Annotated in this window: 18 protein-coding genes and 1 pseudogene; 11 read left to right on the forward strand and 8 right to left on the reverse strand. The window is 45.2% G+C overall.

Translation table 11 applies throughout. The annotated features are described in order from the left end of the window. Window positions 1–107: 107 nt before the first annotated feature. Together DSM107010_RS05445 and DSM107010_RS05450 are read left to right on the forward strand one after the other, a co-directional pair. Complete coding sequence (locus DSM107010_RS05445; protein WP_106167078.1) at window positions 108–2804, forward strand: TonB-dependent siderophore receptor; 2697 nt, start codon at window positions 108–110, stop codon at window positions 2802–2804. A gap of 114 nt (window positions 2805–2918) precedes the next feature. Further along, window positions 2919–3839 carry an iron-siderophore ABC transporter substrate-binding protein gene (locus DSM107010_RS05450; RefSeq protein ID WP_158631739.1) on the forward strand — a complete coding sequence of 307 codons (921 nt, stop codon included), beginning with the start codon at window positions 2919–2921 and terminating at the stop codon, window positions 3837–3839. A 132-nt stretch (window positions 3840–3971) separates the two neighbouring features. On the opposite strand, the gene DSM107010_RS05455 is transcribed toward DSM107010_RS05450, so the two are convergent. Together DSM107010_RS05455 and DSM107010_RS05460 are read right to left on the reverse strand one after the other, a co-directional pair. Next, window positions 3972–4406 carry a type II toxin-antitoxin system VapC family toxin gene (locus tag DSM107010_RS05455; RefSeq protein ID WP_015154581.1) on the reverse strand — a complete coding sequence of 145 codons (435 nt, stop codon included), beginning with the start codon at window positions 4404–4406 and terminating at the stop codon, window positions 3972–3974. Then, on the reverse strand, window positions 4403–4696 hold the full coding sequence (locus DSM107010_RS05460; protein ID WP_015154580.1) for a hypothetical protein: 294 nt from the start codon (window positions 4694–4696) through the stop codon (window positions 4403–4405). The genes DSM107010_RS05455 and DSM107010_RS05460 overlap by 4 nt, the downstream gene beginning before the upstream one ends. A 4-nt stretch (window positions 4697–4700) precedes the next feature. Between DSM107010_RS05460 and DSM107010_RS42050 the strand changes: the two genes are divergently transcribed. From DSM107010_RS42050 to DSM107010_RS05470, 3 genes are all read left to right on the forward strand, one after another. Further along, window positions 4701–4823: a hypothetical protein gene (locus tag DSM107010_RS42050; RefSeq protein WP_015154579.1), complete on the forward strand. Its 123-nt coding sequence runs from the start codon at window positions 4701–4703 to the stop codon at window positions 4821–4823. A 170-nt stretch (window positions 4824–4993) separates the two neighbouring features. Beyond that, the gene (locus DSM107010_RS05465) at window positions 4994–5296 is read left to right on the forward strand and encodes a DUF433 domain-containing protein (RefSeq protein ID WP_015154578.1); all 303 of its coding nucleotides are present in this window, start codon (window positions 4994–4996) and stop codon (window positions 5294–5296) included. A gap of 2 nt (window positions 5297–5298) precedes the next feature. Beyond that, window positions 5299–5658, forward strand: a complete 360-nt coding sequence (locus tag DSM107010_RS05470; protein ID WP_106167067.1) for a DUF5615 family PIN-like protein — start codon at window positions 5299–5301, stop codon at window positions 5656–5658. A gap of 147 nt (window positions 5659–5805) precedes the next feature. Here the strand turns inward: DSM107010_RS05470 and DSM107010_RS05475 are convergent, their stop codons facing one another. Further along, entirely contained in the window at window positions 5806–6102 is a 297-nt protein-coding gene (locus DSM107010_RS05475; protein WP_106167069.1) for a XisI protein, read from the reverse strand. Between the two features lie 30 nt (window positions 6103–6132). Here DSM107010_RS05475 and DSM107010_RS05480 point away from each other — a divergent pair. The 4 genes and pseudogenes from DSM107010_RS05480 (at window position 6133) to cobO (ending at window position 10924) form a co-directional block, all read left to right on the forward strand. Next, a pseudogene (locus DSM107010_RS05480) lies at window positions 6133–7920 on the forward strand (ABC transporter ATP-binding protein). 212 nt (window positions 7921–8132) lie between these two features. Next, entirely contained in the window at window positions 8133–9182 is a 1050-nt protein-coding gene (locus DSM107010_RS05485) for a glutathione S-transferase family protein (RefSeq protein ID WP_106167071.1), read from the forward strand. 2 nt (window positions 9183–9184) lie between these two features. Continuing rightward, the gene (locus DSM107010_RS05490) at window positions 9185–10102 is read left to right on the forward strand and encodes a histone deacetylase family protein (RefSeq protein ID WP_015154573.1); all 918 of its coding nucleotides are present in this window, start codon (window positions 9185–9187) and stop codon (window positions 10100–10102) included. A 150-nt stretch (window positions 10103–10252) separates the two neighbouring features. Continuing rightward, window positions 10253–10924, forward strand: coding sequence for a cob(I)yrinic acid a,c-diamide adenosyltransferase (cobO, locus tag DSM107010_RS05495; protein ID WP_106167073.1), 672 nt, complete (start codon window positions 10253–10255; stop codon window positions 10922–10924). A gap of 72 nt (window positions 10925–10996) precedes the next feature. On the opposite strand, the gene DSM107010_RS05500 is transcribed toward cobO, so the two are convergent. Beyond that, window positions 10997–11158, reverse strand: coding sequence for a YqaE/Pmp3 family membrane protein (locus DSM107010_RS05500; RefSeq protein WP_015154571.1), 162 nt, complete (start codon window positions 11156–11158; stop codon window positions 10997–10999). Window positions 11159–11328: 170 nt separating this feature from the next. Next, window positions 11329–11688, reverse strand: coding sequence for a translation initiation factor (locus DSM107010_RS05505; RefSeq protein ID WP_015154570.1), 360 nt, complete (start codon window positions 11686–11688; stop codon window positions 11329–11331). A 238-nt stretch (window positions 11689–11926) separates the two neighbouring features. On the opposite strand from DSM107010_RS05505, the gene DSM107010_RS05515 reads away from it, so the two are divergent. Continuing rightward, window positions 11927–12763 carry a peptidoglycan recognition protein family protein gene (locus DSM107010_RS05515; RefSeq protein WP_106167075.1) on the forward strand — a complete coding sequence of 279 codons (837 nt, stop codon included), beginning with the start codon at window positions 11927–11929 and terminating at the stop codon, window positions 12761–12763. Between the two features lie 107 nt (window positions 12764–12870). Further along, a complete protein-coding gene (locus DSM107010_RS05520; RefSeq protein WP_015154568.1) occupies window positions 12871–13161 on the forward strand; it encodes a hypothetical protein in 291 nt (96 codons plus the stop codon). Window positions 13162–13217: 56 nt separating this feature from the next. Here the strand turns inward: DSM107010_RS05520 and DSM107010_RS05525 are convergent, their stop codons facing one another. From DSM107010_RS05525 to DSM107010_RS05545, 3 genes are all read right to left on the reverse strand, one after another. After that, window positions 13218–13844 (reverse strand): ribonuclease D, encoded by a 627-nt coding sequence (locus DSM107010_RS05525; RefSeq protein ID WP_127022533.1) that lies wholly within the window; start codon window positions 13842–13844, stop codon window positions 13218–13220. Window positions 13845–13953: 109 nt separating this feature from the next. Then, window positions 13954–16728 carry a hybrid sensor histidine kinase/response regulator gene (locus DSM107010_RS39410; RefSeq protein ID WP_199755412.1) on the reverse strand — a complete coding sequence of 925 codons (2775 nt, stop codon included), beginning with the start codon at window positions 16726–16728 and terminating at the stop codon, window positions 13954–13956. A 72-nt stretch (window positions 16729–16800) separates the two neighbouring features. Further along, window positions 16801–19095 carry a methyl-accepting chemotaxis protein gene (locus DSM107010_RS05545; protein WP_199755413.1) on the reverse strand — a complete coding sequence of 765 codons (2295 nt, stop codon included), beginning with the start codon at window positions 19093–19095 and terminating at the stop codon, window positions 16801–16803. Between the last annotated feature and the right edge of the window lie 145 nt (window positions 19096–19240).

Below are 19240 nucleotides of genomic sequence, written 5' to 3' on the forward strand. Positions count from 1 at the left end.
TGTCGCTTTTTTGATAGACAAGGCGAGAGCAACTTCTCTACACTACTTTTCACAACTTATTAAAAGTGATTTGCAATAGAGCATTTCAGTAGGTGGAAGGAGTTGCGATGAGCCTAGAGCGGTTGTCGGTGCGGTTGTTTTTGGCGATCGGGGTGGCAAGTGCGATCGCGCTTTTGCTTGGTACTCCTGCGAAAGGCGAGGAAGTAGGAGATATTCGAGAAGCTAACAAAAATCTTCCCCAACTGAGCGAAATCGAGAGTCTCGCGACCAGCGCTCAAACACTCGTACAAACACCGAGCGACCCCTCTTCTGTTGCCCCTGACCAAGGGAACCCCTCTTCCGTCCCCCCTTACCAAGGGGGGAAACAGGGGGGTGTTGTATCAATTACAGGAGTGGTAGCGAATCCTACCGACAAAGGTGTAGAGATAATTCTACAAACCACTCAAGGAAAAGCACTCCAGCCTGTAACTCTGGTTTTAGGCAAAACCTATATTGCAAATATTCCTAATGCCGTGCTAGCACTTCCCCAAGGGGGATTTCGTCAAGATAATCCCGCCAGTGGCATTACTCTTGTGAGAGTGACTCAGGCTACTACCAACAGTATACGAGTCGCGGTGACGGGAGAAGCAGCTTTACCACAGGTGCAGTTGTATGACGCTCCAAATGAAGGATTAATTTTTAGCTTCACACCAGGTACATCCGCCGCCCAGACTCCGCCAGCGCCAGAGGGTGAAACCCAGCCAGAAAAACCATTGGTTGACGAGCAGGAAATTGTGGTGACGGATGAGCAAGATGGGTATAATGTGCCTAATGCCTCAACTGCTACTAAAACTGACACACCCTTGCGCGACATCCCCCAATCGATTCAGGTCGTGCCGCAACAAGTTATTGAAGACCGCAATGTGAGAACTGTAACTGAGGCACTGGAAACCGTCAGCGGTGTAACTCCTGGAAGCAGAAGCTATGGTGGTGCGCCGATTACAAACAAAATTATCAGAGGATTTGACCAAGCGGGAACGGGCGTTGTAAATTTTCGAGATGGCTTTCCAGACGGTGATTTCTATGTCCTGTCACCCATTGAGACGGTCGAGCGAGTGGAAGTCCTCAAAGGACCTGCTTCAGTCTTGTTTGGTGCTGGGGAGCCAGGTGGTATTGTTAACACGGTGACTAAAAAACCCCTGAGTGACCCCTACTACAAGCTCGCGTTTGAGGCAGGAAATTATGGATTTTATCAACCCAGCATCGATTTATCAGGACCCTTGAATAATAACAAAACGGTACTGTATCGATTTATCGCCAGCTATCAAGGTTCAAGTGATTTTCAAGATTTTGCCAATAGAGGACTGACGACGATCGCGCCTTCCCTTACCTTCAAGATCGGCGAAAAGACAAATCTGAATCTTTACTATGAGTACACTCGTCTTTCTGGCTACCCTGCTTCTGGTCTCGGTAATGCTGTATTTCTAAGCGATGGCAGCTTAACACCTAGAGACTTTGCCACCTACTATCCGAGCTTAAGCCAGGTCGATACCACTTCTCAAAGGTTTGGATACATCCTAAATCACAAATTTAACGATAACTGGCAGATTCGGAATAATGTTGCCATAAATATTACTCGTTTTGGAGAGGATGTAGCTTCTGGTACAACACTAATAGACGACCGCTTTTTGGATGAGTTCAATGTTTCCACAGCTGTCTTTGAGAGAAACAACTATTTCGGACAGATTGACTTGCTTGGCAAGTTTATAACTGGATCGATTTTACATCAGGTCTTAGCGGGTTTTGATTTTAATCGCTTTAGCAATGTTGGCGATCGCATCAGTGCCGATACACCTCTGCCTCCTCTAGATATCCGCAATCCAAATTACGATATCCCAAAACCAACATATTCGACACGTCTGACATTCTCTGATTTCGATCTTGTCAGGAGATCCTACGGCGTTTATCTCCAGGATCAGATCGCTTTGGGCGATCGTTTGAAATTCCTAATCGGCGGTCGCTATGATTGGGCTTCAACTGACTTTGAAGCAGATACCGATACAGGGGGAGAAGTAATTCGCTTTCCAACAAGGAATGATGGTGCTTTCAGCCCGCGTGTCGGCTTGGTCTATCAGCCCAGCGAAGAAGTTTCTCTCTATGCCAGCTACACTCGCTCTTTTGCCCCTCTCTCTGGATTCGACAACACAAGTGTAGATGAAGATGTCACCTTTGAACCGTCGAGAGGCACTCAGTATGAAGTCGGGGTTAAAGCTGACTTTCTCGATGGTAGGCTCTCAGCAACTTTGGCAGCCTATCATCTCACTAAGACTAATGTTCTTACACCCAATCCAGATGACCCTGATTTTTCTATTCAGACTGGGGAACAGCGTAGTCAAGGCATCGAGCTAGACCTTACGGGTGAGATTTTGCCTGGTTGGAATGTAACTGCTGCCTATGCTTACACGGATGCAGAAGTCACTGAAGATAACGCCACTCCGGTCGGCAATCGATTACCAAACGTGCCAGAAAATCAAGCTAGCCTCTGGACAACCTATGAGATTCAAACAGGGGATTTAGAAGGTTTAGGCTTTGGTCTGGGGTTGTTTTATGTCGGTGCGCGACAAGGAGATTTGGATAACTCGTTTGAAATGGGGGATTATTTTCGTACTGATGCAGCCCTTTACCACCGGAGAGGTCGTTTTAATGCGGCGATTAATATGCGTAACATATTTGATATAGACGCTGCTGCATTTGCCTATAGCCCCACAAACGTTGAAAGAACCGAACCGTTTACGATCGTTGGTTCCATCAGTTGGGAGTTTTAACTGGCTTTGCAGTTAATCATTGATTGATTTTTTTTAAAATCAACACAAAGTATGATGAAAAACTCAATGTATTGTTTGGTAAAGCCATTTCTCCTAATCGCTTTATCCTTTCTTGTGACTACAGCTTGCTATAGTCCAGTTATCCAGAAGTATAATATTCCAATAACTAGTTCTCCTGGCTGTCGAATCGTTCAACATAGGCTAGGAGAAACCTGTATTCCAGTAAAACCGAAACGCATAATCGCATTAGACCCTAGATATCTAGTCGATCCTGTACTGGCTCTTGGGATTCAACCGATTGGAATGGCAACCTCTATCGTTCGAGGAAAAGAATCACTCGATGGATTAACCCCAGATGATACTAAATCGATCCTAAATGTTGGAGATGCGTTCAATCCTTCCTTAGAAAAGATTCTCAAACTTAAACCAGATTTAATTTTAGCAATGGATTTTGCCCATAAAAACATTTACAAAAAGCTATCAGAGATTGCGCCCACAGTTTTAGTTAATTATGAAGAAAACACTTCTTTTAAAAAGAATTTACTTTACCTCGCTCAACTTCTTGATAAAGAAGTAGAAGCAAATGAATTACTTTTACAATATCAAACTCGGATTAAAAAATTAAGAAAACAATTGAGTTGCAAGCCACAAGAAATAGAAGTCACTGTACTTATATACTACCAAGGTACATTTGTAATTACAAAGTCCGCACATACTTCTCATGAGATTTTTTCTGACATCGGCTTAACGAATAAGATTAATTTAAATAGCAATGAAGTAATTAGTGTTGAAATCTTGAATCAATACGATGCTGATATCTTATTTATCATGGATTATGATGGCAAGTCAAAACCACTCTTTTTGAAAAACCCATTAATAGCCTCTCTCAATGCCGTTAAAAATAATCGAGCTTACTTCGTCGATGCAATTAAGTGGAGCGCCAACGGACCTTTAGGAGTAAACAGAATGTTAGATGATATTTTTAAGTACCTCCCACAAAAATCATATGCAGCACCTCAGACCAATTCAGGGTAAAGTAACTCAACACCTCATAAATACATAGCTAAACCCACCATCTTTATCTGCAAATCTAGCGATCGCTTTTGGTTTTCATGACACTTCTAATAAATTTACTGAGTCATCAGGAGAGGCGATCGCTGACATCCTTCACTCAGGCATCTGTACTCGAACCGCAATCTCGTCTCCCAGGCGTGTAAAATCTTTAGGATTTAATGTCAAAATGCAATCGGCTTCAACCTTTAAAGCAGCCTGAGCAATGACTGCATCAAAAATACCCCCACCTCCGAGCTTTTGCGTCGTCATCAACGCAATTGCCTTCTGATACTCTTGCGTCAATAACGGCACAGGCTCTAGATATTCTAAAAGGTCTGCGATCGCTACCTCTGCTTCAGCAGGCAACACTCTTAAGGGTTGAGGCAAACGAGTAATTACAGCATAAATTTCCGCCAAACTATGAGTTGAAATGTAACCCTTTACCTCTCCCCGTCGCGCTAGTTCAAGTTTAGGAAAAGCTAAATTGTGACTGGTATGTTCAACCAACAAAGCTGCAATTAACACAGATGTATCGTACAAAATTTTCATGTATCAGCTTGCTCAATCTGATTCTGAAACCGCTCCTCTCTTACTTCATTAATGAATGCATTGATGTCAAACCCATGCAAATGTCCAGTTTCAATGACTAAAACCCCTTGCTTGCGATGCAACCGACTAGGCGCTTCCTCCACTGTTGCCATCTCTGGTTCTCGTGGTGCTGACCTTGCTGCTTCAGGCGATCGCTGCCGCTGCAATACCTTTAACAATTCTAAAAGTACCCCAACCAGATCGTCGGGCAATCGCTCAATTGCTTGAATCAGTTCCTCTTTTGGAGTCATTCTCATGCTATCTACTCACGACTCGCAGACTTGCTATTCTCATTTTATAGTTTTGGAAGATACTAGCAGCGATGCAGATAAATTAGCGGGCGATCGCCTCTACAACTACCTCGTCAACACACCCTAAATCTATGTCCAAACACCCATATTCAGTTATAAAACTTGCGATCGCACTTCATTTTTTATGGGCGATCGAGTTGTTGAAGCGGTGGGGGAGTGAGAGCCGAGGGCAATCGCTACCATTGCAGCTCTTACCTTTAGAATAGTCATAATCTTTACCCATAAAAATAACGGCAAATGACAACAACCACAGTAGATATTGGCACTTTGATCGACCGCACCCCAGGACTCCACGGCGGTGTCCCGCACATTTCAGGTAAAGGCGTAACGGTTCGACGCATAGTTTCCTGGTACAAGCGGGGGCTAGCGGCTGAGGAAATTGGCGATCGCATCGGAAATATTACGCTTGCCGAAGTTTACGCCGCTCTTGCCTATTACCACGCTAATGTTGCCGAAATCGAAGCTGATATTGCTCATCAAGCAGCAGAAGACCAACGCCTTGAAAAGTTAGATCGATCTTCTACAAGATCGATGGCATAGGCATGATTCGCCTCTATCTCGACGAAGATTCTCAAGATCGCTCGCTCCTAAGAGCGTTGCGTGCCCGTAACATTGATGCGATCGCAGTCCAAGAACCTCAAACCGAAGGCTTAATTGATGTTGAACAGTTACGTTTAGCAACTAAGCAACGGCGAGTTCTCTACAGTCATAACATTGGAGATTTTTACCAGCTCCATACTGAATTCATTGCAAGTGGAGAAAAACACTCAGGAATCGCCCTCCTTGCCCAAAATTACTCAGTCGGGGAGCAAGTTCGAGCGATTCTGGAATTCATCTCAAACAAGACTGCTGAAGAGATGGAAAGCCAACTGGAGTTTCTCAGCAAATACTTGAGAAGCTAAAAACTTTCAGTGATAACACAGGCACTCAATACTCTAAAAGGTCTGCGATCGCTACCTTGATGCAGATAAATCAGTAGGCGATCGCCTCTACAACTAACTCGTCAATATTCACTAAATTCTACCTAAATACACTTTACTCTTTCACTTCTAACCCACTGCATAATCACTCATTTCTCGCATAAAAAGAGGATAAAATCCCAGCACGATATCTTGCTTCGGCACGCCCAAAATCACTAAATCGGCAGCAATATCATGCTCTGTTGAGTTGTAAAAAATCCAGATCTTCCCATTCCGAATATCGAGATGCATTACACAATGATGTACCCACCGATTATGATGCCAACCCAAATGCACAATCTGATAATGATTTCGCTGCGTATCAAAAATAGTTTCAACCTCAATATCACCGTAAGCAGGCTTATTTTTGGCATAGCTCTCATTCATCAATCAAACTTGATTCTTTCATCCTAAATAATGGCAAGCTCTACTCACCCTTTACTGCGTCTACTAAGTTATGCCAAACCCTATCGAACTCAAATAGGGAGTGCGATCGCCTGCTCGATTCTTCGCACTTTGTTCGATCTTGCCCCTGCCTATTTAATTGGCGTTGCCGTTGATGTGGTTGTCGAGCGCCAAACTTCGTTCATTGCTCGCTTTGGCATTCCAGATGTCGCGACTCAATTGCTGCTGCTGTCGCTGCTGACAATTGCTACTTGGGGCTTAGAATCGCTGACTCAATACGGAGCCGACAAGTTGTGGCGCAACTTAGCTCAAACCGTGCAACACGAACTGCGAACCGATGCCTACAGCCATTTGCAACAGCTAGAACTAGGTTACTTTGAAGATCGCAGTACCGGAATGCTGCTATCGGTCTTAAACGACGACATCAACCAGCTAGAACGCTTTCTTAACTTTGGCGCTCAAGATCTGCTGAGCTTTTTCACGCGGGTATTCGCTGTAGGCAGCAGTTTTGTCATTCTGACTCCTGGGATCTCCTGGCTTGCCATGCTGCCCATTCCATTAATTTTGTGGGGGACGTTTGCTTTTCAGTCGCGTTTGGCTGACCGTTACGACGCAGTACGCGATCGCGCTGCCATCATCAGCGATCGCCTAGCTAACAATCTATCGGGCATCGCAACAATCAAAAGCTTCACTGCTGAAGATTACGAACGCAGTCGAGTTTACCAAGAAAGCGATGCCTACCGCAAAAGTAACACGAGGGCGATCGCCCTTTCTGCTGCCTTTGTGCCGCTAATTCGATTTCTGATTTTGCTGGGTTTTGTCACCACGCTGTATCTAGGTGGTATGGAAGTATTGGGCGATCGCCTCAGCGTTGGTACTTACGGCTTTATGGTGTTCATCGTTCAAGATCTGCTATGGCCTTTTACCGAATTGAGCGAAATTCTGGACGAATATCAACGGGCAATGGCATCGATTCGGCGAGTCATGGGATTGATGCAGACACCAATTACAATGGCGGCTGGAACGCGATCTTTGCCGATGCAGCAGGTGCGCGGCGAAGTGCAAATCGATCGCGTGAGTTTCACCTATGACGGCTTTACTCCAGTACTCAAAAACATTTCACTGCACATTCGGGCTGGCGCAAGCATCGGTATTGTTGGCGCGACCGGATCGGGCAAAAGCACGCTAGCCAAGCTGCTACGCTTTTATGAGGTGCAACAAGGCAGCATTTAAATCGATGGTATTGACATTCGATCGCTTCAGTTGCGCGATTTGCGAAGTTGCATAGGTTGGGTAAGTCAAGATGTGTTTTTATTTCACGGTACGGTAGCAGATAATATCGCCTATGGCAGCTTTAGTGCCAGTCATGAAGCGATCGCTGATGCTGCCAAGTTAGCCGAAGCCCATGAATTTATTCTGGAATTACCACAAGGGTACGATACAATCGTTGGAGAACGGGGACAGAAGCTTTCTGGCGGACAAAGACAGCGAATTGCGTTAGCGAAGCTTAACGAAGTTATCGCCCGTGCCATTCTCAAAAACCCGCCAATACTGATTTTAGATGAAGCAACATCTGCGGTGGACAACGAAACCGAAGCCGCAATTCAAAAATCCTTAACCAAGATTACCCAAAATCGCACGACAGTAGCCATTGCTCACCGCCTTTCCACAATTCGCTACAGCGATCGCATTTACGTCATGGACAAAGGTGAGATTGTCGAACAGGGCAAACATGAGGAGTTACTGGCACTCGATCGCATTTATGCCAGTCTTTGGTGGGTGCAATCTGGGAGCAACTGACAATCGCTCGGTCGTTTATCTGTACAATTATTGTCAATGATTTGCAGTTATAATTAAAATAGAGTGCAGCTAGATTTAGGTTCTAGTACCAAAAGATGTGAAGGTTCATGTCCTTTTATTCGCATTTCCTTACTTTGCCAACTTTCTAAGCTTTTACAGACTGTCGATCGAGAAAGCCAAGCTGACAATAAATCGTTGATTTTTGTCTGAAAATGAGCGCTGATAACCAAAATGTAACTGCTACCAAACCCAAGCAGAAGGGGAAATCTCTACCACCCAAGTTAATTATCTGGTTGGGCAAATTTGTTTGGACGACACTTTGGCAGTTGATGATGTCGCAGCTTGCACCCCGTGGTAAATCGGGGGAATATCTTCGTCCTAGCAGTCAGTTTCGCGACTCTATTGGTATAGACAGTCCTTACCCACCAGCAACAGGACGCTACCAACTTTTCGTCGGACTTAGTTGCCCTTGGGCGCACAGAACGCTCGTGGTACGATCGCTCAAGGGTTTAGAAGATGCCATCTCAGTTGCGATCGCCACACCCGATCCAATTCAAGGCGGTTGGGTACTACATCAGCAAGAAGAAGGCTGTCGCAGCCTAGCAGAGTTGTATCAGTTGGCGAAATCAGGATATCAAGGACGCTGTACGGTTCCCGTCTTATGGGATAAACAAACAAAGGCGATCGTCAATAATGAGAGTGCAGAAATTATTGTCATCTTAAATAATGCCTTTAACGAGTTTGCCCAGTATCCAGAATTAGAGCTTTATCCTGAAGATTTGCGAGAAAAGATTGATTGGTGGAATGAAAAAATTTACCATGCTGTCAATAATGGGGTATACCGCTGCGGTTTAGCTCAGACACAAGCGGCATACTTAGAAGCTTGCAACGAATTATTCGCAACATTAGACGAAATCGATGCAGCCTTGGCAAACAGTCGGTATCTATGTGGCGATTGCGTAACTCTAGCAGACATCCGGCTATTTACCACTCTATTTCGGTTTGATATCGCCTACTACGGCATATTTAAATGCAACCGCCGCCGCATTCAAGACTATCAACACTTAGGATCGTATCTGCGCGATTTGTATCAATTACCTGGGGTGGCTGATACTTGCGATTTAGAAAGTGTCAAGCAAGATTACTACGGCAATCTATTTCCCTTAAATCCTGGTGGGATTATTCCCGCAGGTCCAGATATGTCAAGCTTACTTGTACCGCATGGGAGAGAAAATATAGGGAAGTCAACTGCTAATAGCTAAGCATGGATTTACCCCTGGTCTACCATCCCGATTACGTCGTTCCCTTACCCGATACTCATCGCTTTCCCATGCCGAAGTTTCAGTTGCTTTACGAGTTACTGATAGCTGATGGCGTAGCGTATCCAGAACAATTTCAGATTCCCGAACGTCCGCCGCAGGCTTGGATTGAGTTGGTACACCTACCAGAATACGTCCAGGCTTATTGTACCGGGACGCTAGATGCTAAAGCACAGAGGCGCATTGGATTACCTTGGAGTCCAGCTTTAGCCAACCGTACTTGTGTTGCAGTCGGAGGAACTGTTTTAACCGCCAAGTTAGCGTTAGAGTGCGGATTAGCTTGCAATACAGCAGGAGGAACCCATCATGCTTTTCCCAGTTATGGTTCTGGTTTCTGTATTTTTAACGATTTAGCGATCGCCACTCGCGTATTACAAGAATTAAATCTCGTCCGCAAAGTTTTGATTGTAGATTTAGACGTACATCAAGGAGATGGCACTGCTTTTATTTTTCAAAATGACCCCAGCGTGTTTACGTTCTCGATGCATTGCGAAATTAATTTTCCTGGGACAAAACAGAAAAGCGATTTAGACGTGCCTTTACCCGAAGGCATGGAAGACGATGAATATTTGCAAACGCTAGCTCAATATCTACCAGATTTACTATCAAGGATTCAGCCAGATTTAGTACTATACGATGCCGGAGTCGATCCGCATATAGGCGATCGCTTGGGGAAATTAGCTTTAACGAATACTGGTTTATTTCGCCGCGACATGCAAGTTTTGAGTACCTGCGTTGCGGCTGGCTATCCTGTTGCCTGCGTCATTGGTGGCGGGTATGCAGAAGATATGACATCTCTCGTTTACCGTCATTCCCTCGTCCATCGCGCCGCTAGCGAGGTTTTTCATCAATATCGCTTGTGAAAGGGAGTAGGGAGAAGGAGGACAAGGAGGACAAGGAGGACAAGGGAGCAATTCTAGTCACCAGCCACTAGCCACTAGTCACTGTCAACCAACAATTAAATTCAAATCAAACTATCCTAAAATTATCCCAGTCTGTTTATTGTCAACCTGATGCCAACTAACTCTCAATCCGATCGCAGCTTAGAAACCACCAGCGATGTCGCCGTCACAGAATCATCCTCGCTGACAGCAGAACAGTATCGCCAAAAAATGCAGCGCCGCCAACAGGTACAACACGATCGCGTTGCGAAAGCCTCAAAAGAAAAAGGCTTAATTATTGTCAATACGGGTAACGGTAAAGGGAAAACCACAGCAGCTCTAGGTATGGTACTGCGATCGCTCGGACATGGCTATCGAGTGGCGATCGTGCAATTTATTAAAGGTGCTTGGGAACCTGCGGAAAAAGCTATTTTCAGTCAGTTTGGCGATCGCTTAGAATTTCATGCTATGGGAGAGGGTTTTACTTGGGAAACCCAAGATCGCGATCGCGATATCCAAAATGCTAAGGCAGCGTGGCAACAAGGATTAGCATACATCCTCAACTCAGATTTTAATCTAGTGTTATTAGATGAAATTAACGTAGCACTTAAACTTGGATATTTAGAAATAGGAGAAATCTTAACTGGATTGGAGCAAAAGCCAGTCAATAGTCATGTTATTTTAACGGGAAGAGGCGCACCCATCGCGTTAATCGAAAAAGCAGATCTTGTCACAGAAATGACTTTAGTTAAACACCCATTTCGCGAACAAGGTGTCAAAGCTCAACCAGGAATTGAATATTAGCAGTGATTAGTGGCTAGTAACTAGTGACTGGTGAGTGGAATCGAGCCACTAGCCACTCACTATTACCAATTACTACTTCTTAGAAAGAATGATCCAAACAGCATGAACAATACCAGGAACGTATCCCAGTAGCGTTAACAGAACATTAATCCAAAAATCAATTCCCAAACCCACTTGTAAAAAAACGCCTAGTGGTGGTAAAAAAATGGCACACAGCAAACGAATAATGTCCATTTCATCCTCCCATATAGTAATTGTGTAAAAGTACCTTACTAGCTGCAATAAGCACAGACAAGCTACCGTATTCCACCACTATAGGTTGACATAATGGTTAAAACTGTGACATCACCATTGAGATAGATTTGATTCTAGCGATCGTCTAAAATCCAAAATATAACATCTTCTCAGCCGCCACTAATCTTGACTTTGTAACCGATTTGAGTCAAAACTTGCAATAATTTTTGCTTGTGGTCGCCTTGAATTTCAATTTCATTTTCTTTCACCGTACCGCCAGCACCACACTGAGATTTGAGCTGTTTGAGCAATGCTGTTAGAGTTTCTGGCTTGGCTTGAAAACCAGTGATGACAGTGACAGTCTTTCCCTTACGTCCAGCGCGAGAAGATTGGACGCGCAGGTTTTGCTGAGAGGGTGGTAAGTCTGGAACAGCTCTTTCTGTAGCCGCCGAGTTGTCGCCACCAAATTCACGGTAGACGACTTTTTCTTGTTTGTTAGAATTAGACGATTTACGCTTTTCGGTTGACATAAATGCGATCGCTCTATGGGTAAAGATTTTTGTAGTGTCTGTAACTATTCCACTGTAAAACAGTCTTGATGCAGAAATAAATATCATCATCCAAAAGAGTGACATAAGCGAGCAGGGAGAAGAGAGCAGGGAGAAGAGAGCAGGGGAGCGGAGGAGCAGAGGAGAATCACAACCAATTACCCATTACCAACTACCAACTACCAATTACCCATTACCAATTACCAATATTTACACTTCAATGGAAATCAGGGTTTGGAAAACGAGAGCTTTACTAATATTTGTTCTATCTTTATGCGTTGCTGTAGCACTTGCTCTATTTCCTCAAACACCAGAGTTACAACAAATAGATGCATCTGTTTTACCTGCTGTCCCTGTATCCTACGAGGAGACAGTTGTGCCTGCGCCTGAAGCTCCACAGCAACAAAAGCAACAAAAGGTTGACAATTCTTCCCAAGAGTCACGGGTAGCTAATGCTACTACTGCTACCAGCTATAAACCAAGATATCAGATTGCCTGGGCGCATCCGCTCAATTATGGCGATCGCTTCGCCACAGATATTTACGGCAAACCAGTCTACAACCAACCAATTATCGTTTTGCACGAGACTGTTTACTCCGCCGCTTCTGCAATCAATACCTTCCGAACTCCACACCAGCAAGACGATAAACAAGTTAGCTACCATACCCTAATTGGGTTAGATGGTACGGTAATATACATAGTCCCGCCAGAAAAACGAGCTTTTGGAGCAGCAAATTCTGTTTTTATAGGTAGTAATGGAGCTGAAACCGTCAAAACTCATCCCAACCTTGCATCTTCAGTCAATAACTTTGCCTACCATGTCTCGCTAGAAACTCCAGTAGACGGACGCGATCGCGATCGCCGTCACAGTGGTTATACTCAAGCTCAATATAAATCTCTCGCTTGGTTAATTGCTCAAAGTAAAGTTCCTGATGCAAGAATTACTACTCATAAAGCAGTCGATCGCTCTGGTAGTAGAAGCGATCCGCGCTCTTTCGATCGCCGGAAGTTTCTCAGTTTGTTGCACGCTTATAGAGGAATAAGTCGTAAGTCGTAAGCCAAAAGTTAAAAGTCAAAAGTTAAGAGTCAAAAGTTAAAAGTTAAAAGTCAAAACCGATCGCTACTCACTACTTACTTGCTACTAATAATTGATAACTGAAAAAAATGGCTTTAAACTCCGATGAATTCAAACATCGCCTTTTGCCTCAAGCAACAACCTTGGTTGAAAAGGCAGTAGGAACGGCTAATTCAGTCGTACTTGAAGCCCTACTTGATGCCTGCTATCTTTTAGAAAATAGCTCGAATAGCAATGCACCCATAGTCGCGATCGAGCGAGATGTCCGCACTGAAACGGGAACTTATCATCTATTCGTCCGCCGCCTCAGTACAAGCGTTCCTGCGGGTAAATTCCAAATTTTGATCGTCCGCGAACTAGCATCTGGCTTAATTCAGTGAGCAGTTATCAGTTATCAGTTCTTTTGACTTTTGACTTTTGACTTTTGACTTTTAAATTAATGCTCGAATAAATCTTTGAATTGCAACAAATCAAGCGCAACAATGGTTGGCAAAGTTTGAAAACAGGTTTGCGCGAGTTCCCAGCGTTCTTCTCGTTTGAGCATTTCTATGAGTTTTTGCCGCAATGAGATTAAATAGCGGACATCATTAGCGGCATAGCGGAGTTGTTCTTCAGATAAATTGGCTGCATTTCCCCAGTCGGAACTTTGAGCGCTTTTATCAAGTTCTACCAGTTCTAATTCTTGGACTAATTCTTTCAAACTGTGGCGATTTGTGTATGTCCGCACTAATTTACTAGCAATTTTTGTACAAAAAATCGGTGCGACTTGAATACCGAGATGATGTTTTAGGGTAGCAAGATCGAACCGTGCAAAATGAAAAATTTTCTCGATATCTGCTTCTAATAATTGTTTTAAATTAGGTGCGTCCGTTTGTCCTTTGGCAATGCGGACAACCGCAACTCTGCCCCGATTATCGCATAACTGTACCAAACAAAGGCGATCGCGGTGGACGAGCAAACCCATTGTTTCCGTATCTACTGCAATTGCCGTAGCATCCATGAATTGAGCCAAAGCCTTATTGCTCAAGTCGCGATCGCAAATCTGAAAATCTTCCCCTACCATTGCCCTACCTAACTCGATCCTTCGTTACTAAAATACTACAAGGGAGCAGGGAGCAGGGAGCAGGGAGTAGTCAGTTTTGATTTTTAACTTTTGACTTTTGACTTTTGACTTACATACGACTTACAAAAGAGCCTACTTTACTCAACAATTCAGGGGTCGTAAATCCTTTGGTGAGGTAATCTGTTGCACCGACGCGCTGCGCTTCGTTGCTCCACTCTTCTGATAAACGGGAAGAAATGACAAGAGCAGGTAATTTCATGCCTGCTTGCCGACAGCGATCGATCAGGGTGAAACCGTCCATCCCTGGCATCTCAATATCGGTAATTAACAAAGCTGGTACGGAATGGCTAGAGAGCCAAGTCCATGCTTCTAAACCGTCGCGACAAGTCTCAACTGTGTAACCGTTTGCAGTCAAACTTGCTTCAATTCGCCGCCTCACCAGCGCTGCGTCATCAACAACGAGAATAGTACGACTAGCAGCAGGAGGCTCGGCAAATATTTCTGCTAGATCGAAGCTAGGAATGACAGTTCGATCGCCATCTCCAGTGGGATTCATCCACAGATGTGCTGCTAGAGATGCAGGTTCTAAAACCGCGATCGACGTTCCATCAGTTTGTAAAGTTACCCCCATCATCCCTATAGGTGAAATTAACGGACTGGGTAAAGACTCGATCGACAATTCTGACTGTTCTAGCAAGTCATCTGCTAGCAACCAAGCGTCTCGTTCAGCTGCCGTGGAGGAGAAAGTAGAACGCACCCGCAAGCAAATGGCTGTATCTGACAACGGACGGTTGGCTCTCGCTCCTGGTTGCCAGTATTCTAATAAGTCAAGACATGGTATTGAAGCTTCATCTTGAGTTACAAACCAGTTAGGAGCGCTAGACATCGGGTCGCGATCGCTGGGCGTTGCTGATAAATTACTCCAAAGAGTCGTGGTGACGATCTCCTCGGCAGGAATGGCAAAGTTGCGATCGCCTGCCTGTACCAAGACGCAGCGTACTAATAAGTGTGGAACGGGAACCTGCATCTGAAAAGTCGTCCCTGCTCCCAGTACCGTTTTCAAGTTGAGATGTCCGCCGATGCTAGCAATTTGGGTGGCAACTACGTCCATCCCTACCCCGCGTCCAGAAATATCACTCACTTCGCTGCGAGAGCTAAAGCCAGATTGACAGAGAACGGCAAGCAAATCGGCGGGGGTATCGGTACGAGTCAGGGGTAGTCCTCGCGCTTGGGCAAGTTGGGAAATCTTGCTGGCATCAATGCCACCTCCGTCATCTTGCAAGGATAGCAGGTAAAATTTACCTTGGCGGCGTAGCGATAAGATAATCGTGCCTTGTTCCGGTTTCCCTAATGCTAGGCGATCGGCAGCAGACTCTAAAGCATGGTCGTAGGCGTTACGCATTAAGTGTAATAGAGCTGGCTCTAGGTGTTGTACCGTACCAGCATCGAGTTCCAAGTGTTCCCCCTGTACGATTAACTGAGCTGGCTTACCAAAGCGATTGATCAGATCGCGGAGAATACCTTTCGCCCGAAAACCCAAAACCTTAAACGGGATCAGCCGACTTTCTTCTACTGTTTGTTGGAGGTTGAGGACATTGCGATCTAACAATTGCAAACTATCTGCTGTTAGCCGCGAACTTGTCGCTGCTTCTGCGCCCAATTCTGACAGGCGCAAACTCACTTCTAGCAGGCGATTGACAATCGTATAACCTTGACGATATCGCTCTAAAACTGGAGCCGTTGACACACTAGAGCGCTGTTGCTGTAAGTTGTCTAAAAGGGCGTAATCGTCTTGAACTTGTCGTAACTGCGTCAGGTATTGCACGCTATCTTGCGCCAGCGACAGCAGTTGTCCGATTTGCGTCTGTAACGATTGATAAAATCCTTGCACTGCCCTTGCAGATAATAGCGTCTCCACCAAACGCTGAGACGATCGCTCCAAGCGTTCTAGAGGGACGGGGACTTGGATATTTGTTTCGGTAGTTGGTTGTTGGTAATTGGTAATTGGTAATTGGTAATTGGTAGTTGCTCCCTTGTCCCCCTTGTCCCCCTTGTCCCCTTCTGCTCCCAGCTCGTCCCTGCTCCCTGCTCCCTTCCCCGCAGGCAACTTCCCACCTTGTCTGGCGCTGTCTTTTAACAGGGGGAGATATTTAGACCATTGCGATCGCCAGAAATCGGATTCGGGGCGGTTGAGTAAAGCTTTACTGTAACGTAGCAAGTCTAACCAACCAGCCTCAAATTCTAAATCGTTGCCAATTTGTATGAGTTGCTGAAGCGTTTGTTTTGCTATTTTGATAACTTCTGGAGGAACTTGACCGCGATCGGGCAGGTCTTCTATTGCCATTTCCAAGTCCAGCACGACGAGATCGAAGCCTTGTTCGGCAAACTCTTGAAATAATTTTGTCTGTTCGTTGGCTTCCGGTAAGTAGAGTTGCTGAATTTCTTGGCGCAGAAATGCGATGCGATCGATGCTAGGTTGGACGGCAGCGATCGCCGCTTCTCCTGTTGCCTCAACTTGCAAACTTGCAGTCAGAAGTTCTCCCGCCTCTGCTAGCATTTGTGATAGCTGACCGTCTTCTAGCGGAGGTGCAATTTGCAGATAGCGCAAGTCTGAAAGTAAGGCCTCTAGAATAGTTGAGACATAAAGAATCCCATCAGCACCCACCGTCACGGCTCCACCCTTGATCGTGTGGACGCAGCGATAAGTTTCTTGAATGTCTGCCGTCCAAGTTTGAGGCTGAAGCTTTTGGACGAGATTTATGTATGTTTGCAGATAAGTTTGAGTATCAACAGCAAACATACTGCGCAGCTCTTGCTGTAATTGTAGCTCGGCTACGTCAACAAAATCTGACTCAGCAGCAGTGGAGCTATGTTGTTCCAACATAATCGGGTATATGGGTGTAGTATATATTTACTGATAACTAGTTACTGTGTAGAGGTGTTACATGTAATGCCTCTACACTGCTCCCTGCTCTCTGCTCCCTGCTCCCTGCACCTCTTCAGAAATACGGAAGAAACTGACTTTTTCTAATAACGTCCGTGCCATGTTGTCAATTAATCCGGCTTGTTCCTGGGTGAAACTAGATTGCTGTTCTGTCTTAGCAGCTACCGTCGCAATTTCTTCAATCGATCGCAGCGTCGTTTGTGCTTCTGCGGCGATCGCTTGGCTAGATGCTGTTACTTGTTGTCCTACTTGTGCCACGCGGTCTGTTACGTCTTTAATCAGCTCGAATACGTACTGCGATTGTTCTACGCTACCAACGAATTGATTCACTGAATGGCTGATGCCTTGCACGTCTTGGTTAATCCCAGACACTACAGTTTGAATTTGAGCTGCTTGCTGCTGCAACATTAGCAAACCTTGGTTTGTTTGTACGGCAAGATCGTTCACTTGAGTCGCGATGGTTTCAAACTCGCGGGCAACACTAGCAAATTGGTCGGGGTCTTGCTGTCCAGAGGCACGAGCGGCAATCATAGAAGCATTTAACGCAAGTACCCGTGTTAGGGCAGCAACTCGTTTTTGGTCTTTGGCAAACTGAGCAGCTGAGGTGACGAAGTTAGTCAAAATTTGGGCGCGTTTGACGATTTGTTCCGTACCTGAGTGGAGAACTTTAATTTCTTCGGTTAGTTTCACCATTTCCTCCTGTCCTTGGGTAACAGCGATTTGTGCCTGTTGCACGGCTTGGTCTGATGCCAATGCTTGTTGTGCTGTTTGTTGGGACAAATCCGAGAAAGTGACAACTGAGGCTTGCACGGCGTTAACTGAGTGTGCCTGTTGCTGTGCTTGTTGGGCTGTTACTGCTGCTAGTTGTTCTAGCTCTGTCGATCCCTGAGTTACTTGTTGAGCGGTAGATAACACTGTCGCCATAATCCGCGCTAATTCTTCAATTAGGCGGTTGAGGGTATCTGCTACGAGTCCAGTGGCGCGATCGCTTACTGGTGCTTGTACCGTCAAGTCTCCGCTCTCCAATGCTGCGACTGCATCGAGTAGATGACTCACATCTGATTGTAAGACGTGGCTCTCCTGTTCGATCGCCTCTTTCAATTGCTTAATTTCAGCAGTCCCTTTTAAGTTCTCCAATAGGTCTTGGATTTGGTCAGCCATCTGATTAATATTGGCTCCCAGCATTGCCAATTCGTCACTACCTTTGACTGCAAGACGTACATCTAGATCGCCCGCTCCCAACTTTTGGACGGTTTTAGTTGCTGCCTCAATTGGCTGGATCGATCGGTTAACTAATAAGACTGCGATCGCGCTTACTGCAATTGCTGCGGCTAAAGTACCAAAGGCAAAAATTTGCACCAAGCGATTGTTGACTGCAAAAGCAACGTTTCGATCTGACAGAATAAAGCCATCCCAACCTAGATCTGGTAATCCTTGTGTTGGCTCGAACGGAGCATATCCCCCAACCACATATCGCTTTTCTAATGGTTCGTAAGACTTTGTCGGTGCAGCTTTTCTAACCTGGCGCAGTTGCGGAAAAGGAGTGAGGTGTTCGGCGGCATCCATGCCTAAAGTCTCAGTGCCATCATTAGTAACAAAAACCTTGCCTGCTTTATCGGCTAAATGATAAGTTCTGTCATTTTCACCATAGCTCTTAACCAGAGCGTCCAGAAATCGAACTGGCATTTGGGTACGCACGACACCAATTATTTTATTAGTGACTGAATCTCGTACGGGTGCGGCAAGGTAAATAACAGTTTTACCCGTAGATGGAGCAACTCTGGGTTGGGAAATAAATCGCTTGCCCGTGGCAAGGACGGATTGAAAGTAATCTGCACTTTTGTGATTGCCAAGTTTAGCCCCTTGGGAGACTAAGATATTATTGCCGTTTAAATCGATGAAGGCGACGTTGTCATAGACTTCATACGTTGCAGCGTAATTGGTTAGTACCTGCGAACGGTCTTTTACAGAAACAACTTGCTTCACTTTCTCATTACGCAGAATCGGCAGGTTGCTGAGAGCTTGAATATCGCCGTAACGCTCAAACAGAAAACGTTCAACTTTGTCCATCATTGCTACAGTTTCTTCCTGCTTGGCAAGCTCAATTTGCGCGTCTAACATGTTAGCTGCGATGAGATTAGCTGCGATCCCAGTAACGACTACAGGCAGCGTACCAATTGCTACTGCTGCCAAAGTGGTTTTTAAACGCAAACTCAACCCTTTTTTGGTAGAGCGGTTGGCATTACTTGAAGGTGATGGAGCTGCATTGTTAGGAGCAGATGGCAAGCCGAGGTCTGATGAATTCATTGTCATAAGAGCAGGAAAAATGACTGGATAAGCAAGTCAAAAGTTAAAAGTCAAAAGTCAAATATTCGTAGGGGCGGGTTTAGCCAGACGAGCGAGCGATGACAGAGTTTTTTCCAAAACCCGCCCGTACAGCCATCTATAGGAA

The sequence above is a fragment of the Chroococcidiopsis cubana SAG 39.79 genome (assembly GCF_003991895.1).
Taxonomy (GTDB): domain Bacteria; phylum Cyanobacteriota; class Cyanobacteriia; order Cyanobacteriales; family Chroococcidiopsidaceae; genus Chroococcidiopsis; species Chroococcidiopsis thermalis.